Below are 12,712 nucleotides of genomic sequence, written 5' to 3'. Positions count from 1 at the left end.
ATGCACAAGGTCATCGAGGAGCTCGTCGACGACGGCGACTACCTGGAGGTCCACGAGCGCTGGGCCCGCAACATCATCTGCGCACTGGCCCGCCTGGACGGCCAGGTCGTGGGCATCGTCGCCAACCAGCCGCAGGCCCTGGCCGGTGTCCTGGACATCGAGGCCAGCGAAAAGGCCGCCAGGTTCGTCCAGATGTGCGATGCGTTCAACATTCCCATCGTCACTCTTTTGGACGTACCCGGCTTCCTGCCCGGTGTGGATCAGGAGCACGGCGGGATCATCCGGCACGGGGCGAAGCTGCTCTACGCCTACTGCAACGCCACGGTGCCGAGGATCTCGTTGATCCTGCGCAAGGCCTACGGCGGTGCGTACATCGTCATGGACAGCCAGTCCATCGGCGCCGACCTCACCTATGCCTGGCCGACCAACGAGATCGCGGTGATGGGTGCCGAAGGTGCCGCCAACGTCATCTTCCGCCGCCAGATCGCGGATGCCGAGGACCCCGAGGCGATGCGGACCCGCATGGTCAAGGAGTACAAGGCCGAACTCATGCACCCCTACTACGCCGCAGAGCGCGGTCTGGTCGACGACGTCATCGACCCCGCCGAGACCCGCGAGGTCCTGATCGCCTCCCTGGCCATGCTCCGCACCAAGCACGCAGACCTGCCGTCCCGTAAGCACGGCAACCCCCCGCAGTAGATCAAGAACGGCGGGGCGCGGTGGGTCCGCTCCCTTGGGGGCCAAGCCGCTGAGCCCTGTAATCAGGAGACATTTGATGGTCAAGCAGGACCGTGCGGCGCGCACACGCCAGTCGTTGATCCACGCCGCCGCCGAAGTGTTCGCGCAGGAGGGCTTCGCGCCCGCTTCGCTCGCTGCGATCAGCCGCCGTGCCGGGGTGAGCAACGGTGCGCTGCACTTCCACTTCGAGAACAAGAAGATGCTCGCCCAAGCCGTCGAGGACGAGGCGGCGGAGACCGTGCGCCGGATCACCGAAGAGGCCGCGAACGGGGGAGGCGGGTCTCTGCAGGTACTCGTGGACACCACGCACGAGCTGATGAGCAGGCTGGCCGACGACATCGTGATCCAGGCCGGCTTCGAGCTGGGCGGGGACCTGGCCTGGAGGGAGGCGCCCCGGCTCCGGCTGGGGTGGCAGCGGTGGATCGAGGACATGCTGCGGCGTGCCGACGCGGAAGGCGGACTTGCCGAAGGGGTGTCACCGGCCGACGCCTCGTCCGCCATCGTGGCAGTGACTGTGGGCCTTGAGGTGCTCGGCGGCGAGGACAAGGAGTGGCTGTCCGCGGAGACGATCACCGGATTCTGGGATCTGATGCTGCCGAGGCTGGCGAGTCGGCAGAGTCCGTGCAGGTCAGTGCGGACTCGGGAGACCGCCACCGGTGCACCGTGACGCCGGCCGCGCAAACAACGTACTGACTATGCTGTTTTGACGGTCCGACAGGCGGGAGACCTGTCGGACCTCCCCTCCGTACCCCTGGGTGCGGAGGGTTCTCTGTTTTGTGCGATCCGTGAACCTCCAGGTCAGCGGCGGATGAAGGGTCCGACGCGGAGCAAATAAAACAGCGTAGACGGTTTGATATTGACAAACCGTGTGTCCTGTTTTTTACTCAAGGTACTTCCGAGTGGCTCACGATTCATGCACGAATAGGGGAAACGGCGTGGATATCGATGTATTGGGCGCGTTGGCCGTCCGCGAGAACGGGCTCTCGGTGACGCCGACGGCGCCGAAGCCGCGGCAGGTGCTGGCTCTGCTGGCGCTGCACTCCGACCAGGTCGTGCCCGTGGCCACGCTGATCGAGGAACTGTGGAGCGACCGCCCACCACGCAGCGCACGCACCACGCTGCAGACCTACGTACTGCAGCTGCGGGACCTGATCGCGACCGCTCTCCGACGGGACCCGGAAGGGGCCGCGCCGCGCTCCGCCAAGGACGTGCTCGTCACCACGCCGGGGGGCTACCTGCTCAACACCGCCGGTGGCGCCAGCGATGTGCGCGAGTTCGAGCGGATGGCGGGCCTGGGGTACCGGGCGATGGACGCGGGCGACTTCCCGGGCGCGGCCCGGCAGTTGGGCGAGGCGCTCTCGCTGTGGACCGGCTCCGCACTGGCTGACGTCCAGGCCGGGACGCAGTTGGAGATGGAGATCCGGCGGCTGGAGGAGACCCAGCTCTGCGCGCTCGACCAGCGCATCGAGGCCGATCTGAGGCTGGGCCGGCACCGCGAGCTGCTGGGTGAGCTGTCCGTGCTGGTCAGCCGCTATCGCACCCACGAGAATCTGCACGGCCAGTTCATGCTGGCGCTGCACCGCTCCGGGCGCCGCAGCGAGGCGCTCGACGCCTATCAGCGACTGCGCTCCGTTCTGGTACGGGAGTTGGGGTTCGAGCCGTCCGCCGGGCTGCGGCGGCTGCAGCGTTCGATCCTGATGTCCGGTCCGGAGCCCACCCTCGATCCGGTTGCCGCCGGCGGCGAGCGTCTCAGCCGGGTCGGCTGAGGAGAAGGTGGCCGAGATGCAGGCCAGATCGCAGCGGACCCGCCAGAGGCTGGTCCACGCGGGCGCTGAGATGTTCAACCGGAACGGCTATGCCAACGCGACGCTGGGGCAGATCGCCGGGGCCGCCGGGATGACGAAGGGGGCGCTGTACTTCCACTTCTCCTCCAAGGACGGGCTTGCCGACGCGGTGCAGGAGCGCGGGCGCGCCATGTTGCGGGGCTTCATCAGGGAGCGCCGGGAGGCAGGCGTGCCACCGGTGCAGATGCTCATCGACATGACGCACTGGCTGGCCAGGACGCTCTACGACGACCCGGTCATCCGGGCCGGCTTCCGGATCACCAACGAGTGCACCGGGCGGCAGCCACCCGTCACCGACTTCAATCAGGACTGGATCACCGAGGTGCTGCGGCTCCTCGGCCAGGCCCGCGAGGCGGGCGCGCTGCGGCCCCGTGCCGCGGGTGACGGGCCCGCGACGCTGTTGGCCGCGACGGTGTGCGGTATCGGGGTGCTGGCAGGCACCGGTATGCCGTACCCCCAGCTCAGCGACCGGGTCGCCGCGCTGTGGGAGCCGCTGCTGTCGGCCCTGGTGCCGTCGGACGACGTCGCGAACTATCGCAGCCGCCCGCCGGTCCCTGCCGCGAGCACCCCTGCGGCCGTGGTTGGTGGGGAGTCCCCCAGCCGGCCGGTCGGCGCCGGGAGCCACGGGCGGCAAGCCGCGGCCTGAGGCACTCTGCACACCACGTACGACGACAGGGCTCGCTCGTACGACGTAGTCGCGAGGGAACGGCTCCTCCCGGGGGCCAGGTCGCGGCCGCACGGTTCAGCGCGGGGCTGCCGCCCCTGTTCGGACGCACCTGCGGGACAGCCCTTAGCAGGGACAGACACTTTGGAGTCCATCCATGCCCCATGAAAGCCAAACTCCCCTCAGGGCGGGTGCCGTTGTGCCTCCCCGAGACATGGTGACCGATCTCGTCGCGGCGCTCGCCGACGCACTGCGGCTGAAGCCCGAGAAGATCGACCCCGAGCAGACCTTCCGGTCGCTGGGCGTCGACTCGCTGCTGACCGTGGAGTTCGTCGCCACGGTGAACGCCCGGTACGGCACGGCCGTGAAGGCCGCTGCGCTGCTCGACCATCCGACCCCGCTGGACTTCGCCCGGCATGTGGCGCGTGAGCTGGGGGTGCGGTCCTCCCAGGACGCGGACCGGCCGTCGTCCGGGCCCGGGTTCCGGGTCATGCCGTTGCCGGTGCCCGTACCGACGCCCGGGTCCGTTGCCGGGCCCGGACCCCTGCCGGGCGGGCCGGTTCCGGCGACGGCGTCCTCCGGCCCCGGGGCGCGGAAGATCCTCGACCTCCTGCGGGAGGAACTCGCCCGTCTCCTGTGCTGCGACCCCTGGGACATCGACCCCACCGCCGCCTTCGGCCTGCTCGGGGTGGACTCCATCATCGGCGCGCAGTTCGTGGCGGTCATCAACCGTACGTACGGCATGAGCGAGCGGGCGGTCACGCTCTACGACCACCCCGATCTCGCCGCCGTCGCCTCGCACATCGCCTCCGTCACCCAGGCCCCGGCGGCCGTGCGGGTTCCGGCAACGGCGGATTCGGGGGCGGCCGCTCCGGAGCCGGAGCCACTGGGGGTGCGGGCGCTGCTCGACGCGGTACGGGACGACCGGCTCACCATCGACGAGGCGCTCACGCTGCTGCCCAGGCGGGCTTGAACAGGCGGGCTCGAACAGGGGGAAGACCATGGACGAACGAGAAATACTCATCCGGTTCAAAGCCGGAACCCTGGAGCGTGGGCACGCCGTCAAGCTGCTGTCCCAACTGGAGGCCGCGCCCGACCCCGGCCCCCGGCCGGCACCGGCACCGGCTGCGGACCTGGCACCGGCTGCGGACCCGGCACCTTCGCGGGGCCCCGGTGCGGGGACGCCGCAGACCCGGACCGAGACACCGTCAACGCTCTCGCCGCAGCTGCCGTCGCGGGCTCCGCACAGCGCCGACGTCCCGGACATCGACGACCGGTTCGCCGTCGTCGGCATCGCCGGCCGGTACCCGCTCGCCCCCGATCTGCGGTTCTACTGGCAGAACGTGCGCGAAGGGCGGGACACCTCGTCGGCCGCGCCGCTCACCCGTCCCGGCGGGTCGCCGCTCGGCGCCGGGCAGCGCGGACACTTCCTGGACGGGGTCGCCGACTTCGACGCGGAGTTCTTCGGGCTGACCGCCCAGCGGGCGAGCCTGATCGACCCCCAGGAGCGGCTCTTCCTCGAAACCGTCTGGGAGGCGCTGGAGGACGCCGGCTGCACCGGCACCCGGCTCGACTCGCTGACCGGTCCCGGTGGGGCGCCGCGCGGCCTCGGGGTGTTCGTCGGGGTCAGCGCCGCCGACTACGCGTTGCTGGCCGCGGAGGCCTGGGCGCGTGGCGGCCGGGAGATGCCGGAGAGCGGCCACTGGAGTCTGGCGGGCCGGCTGTCCGGCCTGCTCGGACTGAGCGGCCCGGCGCAGGCCGTCGACACCGCCGAGTCCTCCGCCCTCGCCGCGGTGCACCTCGCCGTCGGTGCGCTGCGGCGCGGGGAGTGCGCGGCGGCCGTGGCCGGCGGGGTCGAGTTGCTGCTGCACCCCTCGCGCGGCCGGCAGGGTGCGGGGGAGGGGGTGGGCGCGGTGGTGCTCAAGCCGCTCGCCCGCGCACTCTCCGACGGTGACCATGTGCACGCCGTCGTACATTCCACCTCGACGGGCGCCGGCGCCTGGACCGGCACACCGGGCCTGCGCGAGACCCGGGAGACCACTGCCTGCCGGGTGGGCCACGCCGGGGCCGTCACCGGTCTCGCGGCGCTGACCGCCGCTGTGCTCCAGCTGCGGCACGGCACGCTCGCGCCCGCCCGTGCCGGGGACACGGCCACGTCCTGGCCGCGGCCCCGCGATGCGTCGGGCCAGGAGCTTCCCCGGGTGGCCGTCATCGAGGTCACCGGTGCGGGCGGCCCGTTCGACGCCCGTGCCGTCCTGGAGGAGTTCGTCCCGGCCCGCCATCCGCGGTCCGGCCACGACGATGCGTGGGACGACACCGTCGAACGCGACGAGCTGATCCTGCTGTCCGCCCCCACCCCCGGCCATCTCGCCGCCACCGCCGCCCGGCTCGCCGACTGGCTCGCCTCGGACAACGGCGGGACCGGGAACACCAGTACCGGTGACGAACGGGTGGCACTCGCGGATGTGGCCCGCGCCCTGCGGGCCGGCCGCGCCGCCCAACCCTGCCGGATCGCGCTCCTCGCCCGGGACATCCCCCAACTGGTGAGCTCGCTGAGGGAGTTCGTGGGCCGGAGCGCGGACGCCGAGGAGGCCGACGACGACGTGCGCGACAGCGGTGTCCACCGTGGTGGCGACGACGTGCGCGACAGCGGTGCCCACCACGGTTGTGTCCTCGACAGCGGTGTGCGCTACGTGGATCTGCGCACGGGCGGATCCGATGCGCTGGGCCTGGGCGACGCGCCGGAGACCCGCGACTTCCTCGGCGCCCTGTGGCGCGGTGGCCGTATCGAGCAGCTGACGCGCCTGTGGCTGTCCGGGCTCGACGTCGACTGGGCCGCCCTGGAGTCCCGGCCCGGCCCCGGCGGTGCCCTGGTTCCGCTGCCCCCTTCGGCCTTCCTGCGCCGTCCGCTGTGGATCGGACTCCAGGTGGCCGCGGAGGAGACGGGGAGGGACGGATGAACGGACTCGCGGCGGCGGGGCACTCCGTCACCGGGTTCGAGCCCGGCCGGCCCGAACCCGTCAAACTCTGGTTCTGCCCCAACGACGAACTCACTCCCGGGGTCGCCACCACCCTGGCCACACACTGGCTGGACGAGCACGAGCAGGAGATCGCGAGCCGGTTCCTGTTCGAGCGCGACCGGCGTCAGTACCTCGTCGCCCACACGCTGGTACGGCGGGTACTGGCGCTGGAGGGCGGGGTGCCGGAGGCGGAGGCCGTGATCTGGCGGTCCTCGCGCGGGCGGCCGTTCCTGCAGAAGCCCGTCGAAGGGCTGCCGCGCGGCGGCCGGGAGCTGGATTTCAACCTGTCCCACACCGCCGGCCACAATCTCCTCGGCGTGGTCCGGCGCCATCGGATCGGGGTGGACGTGGAGCGCCTCGACCGAGGCGACCAGGGATTCGACGCGATCGTGGAGACCTTCGCGGACGAGGAACAGGCATGGGTGGCCCAGGCCGCGCCGGGCCGCCCCCGGAACCGCCGGGTGCTGCGGCTGTGGACGCTGAAGGAGGCGTACTCCAAGGCGCGCGGCCTCGGGCTCGGGCTGCCCTTCGACAGCTTCGCGTTCACCCTGGCCGAGGACCGGGGCGTACGGGGCTTCCGGCCGCCCGGGACCGAGGCCGCGCTGCCGTGGCGGTTCATCGAGCTGGAGCCGGTGCCCGATGTGCTGGCGGCCGTCGCCGTGGCGGCCGATACCGATGTGCCGCCCGATTTCCAGCTGCACCACGGGTTTCCGTGGGACCGGAGCGCGCCCCGGCTGCTGGCCCTGCCGGAGCCGGTGGCCGTGCCGGCTCCGGCGTTCTAGGGGACGGTGCCAAGGGCCCCGGATCGGTCCGCGGGCGATACACCTAGGCGCGCACCAGCGGCTCGACCGGGGCTCCGGTCAGGTACCAGCGAGGCTTCCATGTTCCTGTGCAGACTGCCAAGGAGAGGACGGCGGCCATCAGGGCGGCCCGACGACGTGGGGGTGGCCGGTGCGACTGGCGCGGCAGGGCGCACAACTCGGCCTGCTCGGGGAGCTCTTCGAGGCCGCCCGGCGGGGCGACGGCCGCGCGGCGCTCGTCACCGGCAGCCCCGGCACCGGTAAGAGCGAACTGCTGCGGGCTTTCGCGCAGGAGGCCGGGCGCACGGGCGCGCTGGTGCTGAACGCGTCCGCGTCCCCGGCCGAGACGGATCTGCCGTCGGGGATCGTGGGACAGTTGCTCAGCGGCGCCGGGCCGGACGCCGAACGCCGCCTCCTGGCCGCACCGAGGCACTCGTTCGAAGGCACCGCCGGGCGCGAGGAGCGCGGCGACGACCCGGCCGTGCTCCACGAGGCCCTGCGCGAACTCGCCGCGGACACCCCCGTGGTGATCCTCGTCGACGATGTGCACCACGTGGACGAGGCCTCCGCCCGATGCCTGCTGTATGTGTGCGGACGGCTCGCGACGAGCCGGATCCTGCTGGTGATGAGCGGAGGCCCGCAACCCTGCTCCCGGCCCCCGCTGCCACTGCCGCTGGCCGAGCTGCTGAGACATCCCCGCTGCACCGCCGTACCGCTCACGACGTTGGACAGGGAGGGGGTCGCCGATTTCCTGGCCGCGCCCTCGGGCGGCGCGATGGACCTGCCGGCGGCGCGGCGGCTCGCCCCCGACTGGCACCGCTTCACCGGCGGGAACCTGCGGCTGCTGCGCGGGCTGCTCGATGACCACCGGGACTGCGAACCGGTGCGCCCCTCCCGTCCGGTGGCGGGCACGGCGTTCCGGCGCGGCGTCACCGGCTGCCTGCGGGGGGCCGGTGCTCCCACGGTGTCGGCCGCGCGGGGTCTGGCCGTGCTCGCCGAAGCCGCGACGCTCACCCTGCTCGCCCGGCTGCTGGAGACCCCGGAACGCGCTGTCGGCCCCTGCCTGGACGAGCTCGACGCGATCGGGCTGCTCGACGGCGGACGGCTGCGGCACGAGGGCGTACGGGCGGCCGTGCTGGAGGAGCTGTCCGCCGAGGAGTCCCACCGGCTGCACACCGCGGCCGGCCGGATGCTGTACGAGAACGGCGCAGAACCGGCCACGGTCGCCCGCCACCTGGTCGCTGCCGATACGGCAGGCGGCCGCCCCGGTCCGGGGTGGGCCGCCGAAGTGCTCGCAGAGGCGGCCCGGCACACCATGAGCTGCGGCGGGGCGCGGCAGGCCGCGGACTTCCTGCGTGCCGCCCGCCGGGCCGGCGGCGACGAGGAGGCCGGGCTGCTGACGATGCTGGCCCGTGCCGAGTGGGAGACCGATCCGGCAGCCGTGATCCGGCACCTGCCCGACCTCGAACGGAGCCTAGGCGCCGGAGCGGGGGCCGTTGCGGACACGGAGGGCGCGGTGGGGCTGCTGCTCTGGCACGGGCGTTCGGCCGGGGCCGCGCGGGTGCTGTCGGAACCGCACGGCCCCGCAGGGCCGGGCGAGCCGGCCGCGGCGCTGGCGTACGTCTACCCGGGTGCGGACACCGGGTCGCTCCCGCACGATGCGGCGGAGGCCGGCCGGGAGCAGGCCGAAGGCGCGGCCGAGCAGCGGGACGAGGCCGCTGAGCGGGTGCTGGAGTCGATCGTCTACGACCACGCGCCACCGGCGTCCGTCGCCGCCGTCCTGTCGGCGCTGCTGCAGACGGGGGAGACCGGACGGGTCGTCCGGTGGCGTGCGCTGCTCGCCGGCGGGGACCGGACGCGGGCGACTTCGGCCCGCCGGGCGGTGGCCGCCGCCGCGGCGGCCGTGGTGCACGGGCGCACCGGCGAGCACGACCTCGCGGCCGAGCACGCGGGCCGGGCGCTGTCGCTGCTGTCGCCGGGGGCCTGGGGGGTGGCCATCGGGATGCCGCTGTCCGCGGCGGTGCTGGCGGCGACCCGCCGGGGGGCGTACGAGGAGGCGGCCGCGCGGCTGCGTGTCCCCGTGCCCGCGGCGATGTTCCGTACCCGGGCCGGGCTGCACTATCTGCTGGCCAGGGGCCACTACCAACTGGCCGTGGGGCGTCCTGAGGCCGCCCTCGGCGACTTCCACGCCTGCCGGGACCTGCTGGCCGACTGGCGGCTGGAGCCGCAGGGCGCCGCCGGCTGGAGCACCCCCGCCGATATCGCTCTGCGTGCCCTGCGCGGTGAGGACGCCGCCGACGGCGATCCGATCGCCGGGCTGACCGACGCCGAGCGGCGGGTCGCGGTGCTGGCGGCCGAGGGCTGCACCAACCGGGCCATCGCGGCCCGGCTGTACGTCACCACCAGCACGGTGGAGCAGCACCTGACCCGGATCTACCGCAAGTTGTCCGTGAAGTCCCGCCTGGAGCTGGCGGAGCTGGTGGCGGCGCGTTCCCCGGCCCCGACCCGTCGGACGGGGCCCGGGGCCGGGGAACGGTCAGCGACGCGGGACCGAGGTGAGCAGCCCCCGTCCGTTCTTGCGGCCGAGCAGTCCCGCGGTCACCAACTCCTGCAGGACGGGGGCCGGTTCGTGCTCGGGTGTCTTGAAGGACTCGTACAGCCGGTTCTGGATGGCGAGTGAGACATCGAGGCCGATGGTGTCGAGCAGCGCGAACGGCCCCATGGGGTAGCCGAATCCGGACCGGATCGCGTGGTCCGTCTCCTCGATGTCCACGTCGTGCCGCTCCAGCAGGGCGAGGGCGGCGCCGAGGTAGGGGAACAGCAGGCTGTTGACGATGAAGCCGGTGCGGTCCGGGCAGGCCACCGTCGTCTTGCCGAGGGTGCGGCAGAAGGCACGGGCCGTGGCGAGGATCTTCCGGTCCACCGTCCCGGTATGCGCCAGTTCCACCAGTTTCATCACCGGCGCGGGGTTGAAGAAGTGGATACCGACGACGTCGGCCGGGCGGCCGGCCGCTTCGGCGCAGTGGGCGACGGAGAGGCTCGATGTGGTGGTGGCCAGTACGGTGCCGGGCGCGCAGACCTCGCCGAGCGCGGCGAACATCGCGCGCTTGACGTCGATGTCCTCTGCCACCGCCTCGATCACCAGATCACAGTCGGCCAGTGCCGTCATGTCATGGGCGCCGGTGAGGAGTTCCTGCGCCGAGGCCTTGGTCTGCACGGTGACCCGGCCACGCCGGATGCCCCGGGTGAAGGACTCGTCGACGGCCTTCAGTGCCGCGTCGGCCTTCTCCGGGGTGCGGGCCACGAGGACCGTGGGGTATCCGGCCCCCGCTGTGACCTCGGCGATCCCGCGCGCCATCGCGCCGGAGCCGAGCACACCCACCCGCCGCACGGCGGTGGCACCCGTGTCGCCGGGGCCGTCGGCCGCGCGGCCGGTCACGGTGCCGGTCTCGTCGTACGTGTAGAACCCGTCGCCGCTCGTGCGGCCGAGCCGTCCGGCCGCGACCATGCGGCTGAGCAGCGGGGCGGGTTCGAAGGCGTAGTCACCGGTGCGCCGCCACAGCTCCGTCAGCGCGGTGTGCGCGGTTTTGAGGCCGATGTGGTCGAGCGTCTCCAGGGGGCCCGCCGGCAGTCCGCAGCCGAGCCGCATGGCGGTGTCGATGTCGTGCTGGGTGGCGTACCCCTCGTCGAAGAGGATGACGGCCCGGTTGAGGAACCCGAGGATCAGCGCGGTGGCGTCGGCGGCGGGCCGGGCGCCGACCGCGACCGGGCTCAGACCGGCCGATGCCACCAGCGCGTCCAGGGCGGCGACGGTCTCCGGGGAGGTCAGCGCTGTCCGTACCGGTTCGACGGGGCTGCCGGCGACGGGCGGGGTGAACAGCCGCAGCCCCGCGATGTCGTCCGGGCGGCCGGTGGCAATGGCCAGCCGCGCGACGGACAGCGAGGCCGTGGTGGTCAGCACGGGGGTGCCGGGCGGACAGACCGCGACGATCCTGCCGAGCACGTCGTCCTTGACGGCCCGGTCGTCAGGCACCGCCTCGATGACCAGGCCGGCCGCGCGCAGCGCCGTGTGGTCGGTGGTGAAGGTGACATCGGGGCGCTCCGGGCCGTCCTCTGCGGCGAGGGCGGCTTTGAGCCGGCCGGCCGTCCGGGCCAGGACGTCGAGGTCGCTGTCCACGGCGACGACGGTGTGGCCCGCGCGGTGCAGCAGACGCAGGAGTGCCTCGCCCGTCGAGCCCAGTCCGACGATGCCCGTCACGGGTGTGGTGGTCTGTCGCGCAGTCATGAGGTCCGCGCCTCCTCTTGCCGGAAACGATTGATGGCGTCGATGTGCTTCTCGCGCAGTTCCCCGTTCCGTACGCCGAGCCCCTCACGCGGGGCGAGTGCCAGGACGCCGACCTTGCCCTGGTGGAGGTTGCGGTGGACCTCGTACGCGGCCTGGCCGGTCTCCTCCAGCGGGTACGTCTTCGAGAGCGTCGGGTGGATCTTCCCCTTGGCGACGAGGCGGTTGGCCTCCCACGCCTCGCGGTAGTTGGCGAAGTGCGAGCCCACGATCTTCTTCAGCGACATCCACAGGTAGCGGTTGTCGTACTCGTGGGTGAAGCCGGACGTGGAGGCGCAGGTGACGATCGTGCCGCCCTTGCGCGCCACGTACACGCTGGCGCCGAAGGTCTCGCGGCCCGGGTGCTCGAAGACGATGTCGACGTCCTCGCCGCCGGTCAGTTCGCGGATGCGCTTGCCGAACCGCTTCCACTCGCGCGGGTCCTGGTTCTGCTCGTCCTTCCAGAACCTGTAGCCCTCGGCGTTGCGGTCGATGATCGCCTCGGCGCCCATCTTCCGGCAGATCTCGGCCTTCTGGTCGCTGGAGACGACGCAGACCGGGTTGGCGCCGCCGGCCAGCGCCAGCTGGGTCGCGTACGAGCCGAGTCCGCCGCTCGCGCCCCAGATCAGCACGTTGTCGCCCTGCTTCATCCCCGCGCCGTTGCGCGAGACGAGCTGCCGGTACGCGGTCGAGTTGACCAGCCCCGGGGACGCCGCCTCCTCCCAGGTCAGGTGCTCGGGCTTGGGCATCAGCTGGTTCGACTTCACGAGCGCGAGCTGCGCCAGTCCGCCGAAGTTGGTCTCGAAGCCCCAGATGCGCTGCTCGGGGTCGAGCATCGTGTCGTTGTGCCCGTCGGAGGACTCCAGCTCCACCGAGAGGCAGTGCGCGACGACCTCGTCACCGGGATGCCAGGCGTTGACGCCGGGGCCGGTGCGCAGCACCACGCCCGCCAGGTCGGAACCGAGGACGTGGTACGGCTGGTCGTGGCGGGCGGCGGCCGGGAACCGGCGGGCGTACCGCTCCAGGAACCCGAAGGTCGGCAGCGGTTCGAAGATCGACGACCACACGGTGTTGTAGTTGATGGCGCTGGCCATGACGGCGACGAGGGCCTCGCCCGGACCCGGCTCGGGGGTCGGCACATCCTGCAGATGCAGTGACTTGCGCGGATCCTTGTCCACGGAGGACATCCCCTCGAAGATGCCGGCGTCCTCCTTGCGGACAACGGTGCCGCGATAGGTCTCCGGGAGTCGAAGGCCCGCGAAGTCCTGGGGCGTCGCGTCCTCGGAGAGAAGGGCGTTGATGATCTCGTCCACGTGAATTCCCTG

The 12,712-nt window shown here is 72.4% G+C and carries 9 protein-coding genes and 1 pseudogene; 8 read left to right on the top strand and 2 right to left on the bottom strand.

Annotated features, from left to right (window positions below; all coding sequences use genetic code 11):
- From ACZ601_RS38445 to ACZ601_RS38410, 8 genes are all read left to right on the top strand, one after another.
- Positions 1–699 (top strand): acyl-CoA carboxylase subunit beta (locus ACZ601_RS38445; protein ID WP_469544846.1); only part of this gene is annotated, 699 nt, incomplete at its 5' end.
- 76 nt (positions 700–775) lie between these two features.
- Positions 776–1,405, top strand: coding sequence for a ScbR family autoregulator-binding transcription factor (locus tag ACZ601_RS38440; RefSeq protein WP_469546734.1), 630 nt, complete (start codon positions 776–778; stop codon positions 1,403–1,405).
- 268 nt (positions 1,406–1,673) lie between these two features.
- Positions 1,674–2,504 carry an AfsR/SARP family transcriptional regulator gene (locus ACZ601_RS38435; RefSeq protein ID WP_469546732.1) on the top strand — a complete coding sequence of 277 codons (831 nt, stop codon included), beginning with the start codon at positions 1,674–1,676 and terminating at the stop codon, positions 2,502–2,504.
- A gap of 16 nt (positions 2,505–2,520) precedes the next feature.
- On the top strand, positions 2,521–3,228 hold the full coding sequence (locus ACZ601_RS38430; RefSeq protein WP_469546730.1) for a ScbR family autoregulator-binding transcription factor: 708 nt from the start codon (positions 2,521–2,523) through the stop codon (positions 3,226–3,228).
- A 217-nt stretch (positions 3,229–3,445) separates the two neighbouring features.
- A complete protein-coding gene (locus tag ACZ601_RS38425) occupies positions 3,446–4,219 on the top strand; it encodes an acyl carrier protein (protein WP_469546728.1) in 774 nt (257 codons plus the stop codon).
- Between the two features lie 28 nt (positions 4,220–4,247).
- The gene (locus ACZ601_RS38420) at positions 4,248–6,206 is read left to right on the top strand and encodes a beta-ketoacyl [acyl carrier protein] synthase domain-containing protein (protein WP_469546726.1); all 1,959 of its coding nucleotides are present in this window, start codon (positions 4,248–4,250) and stop codon (positions 6,204–6,206) included.
- Entirely contained in the window at positions 6,203–7,048 is an 846-nt protein-coding gene (locus ACZ601_RS38415) for a 4'-phosphopantetheinyl transferase family protein (RefSeq protein WP_469546722.1), read from the top strand. Before ACZ601_RS38420 ends, ACZ601_RS38415 begins: the two co-directional genes overlap by 4 nt.
- 169 nt (positions 7,049–7,217) lie before the next feature.
- Positions 7,218–9,746: a helix-turn-helix transcriptional regulator gene (locus ACZ601_RS38410; protein WP_469546720.1), complete on the top strand. Its 2,529-nt coding sequence runs from the start codon at positions 7,218–7,220 to the stop codon at positions 9,744–9,746.
- Here the strand turns inward: ACZ601_RS38410 and ACZ601_RS38405 are convergent.
- A pseudogene (locus tag ACZ601_RS38405) lies at positions 9,684–11,351 on the bottom strand (3-hydroxyacyl-CoA dehydrogenase family protein); the annotation flags it as partial. The gene ACZ601_RS38410 and the pseudogene ACZ601_RS38405 overlap by 63 nt on opposite strands.
- Positions 11,348–12,700 carry a crotonyl-CoA carboxylase/reductase gene (gene ccrA, locus ACZ601_RS38400; RefSeq protein WP_469546718.1) on the bottom strand — a complete coding sequence of 451 codons (1,353 nt, stop codon included), beginning with the start codon at positions 12,698–12,700 and terminating at the stop codon, positions 11,348–11,350. The gene ccrA and the pseudogene ACZ601_RS38405, both read right to left, overlap by 4 nt.
- Positions 12,701–12,712 lie beyond the last annotated feature (12 nt).

It is taken from the genome of Streptomyces sp. NPDC104307 (assembly GCF_055584045.1).
The sequence above is the reverse complement of the archived record's forward strand: the minus strand, read 5'-3'. Positions and strand labels throughout refer to the sequence as shown.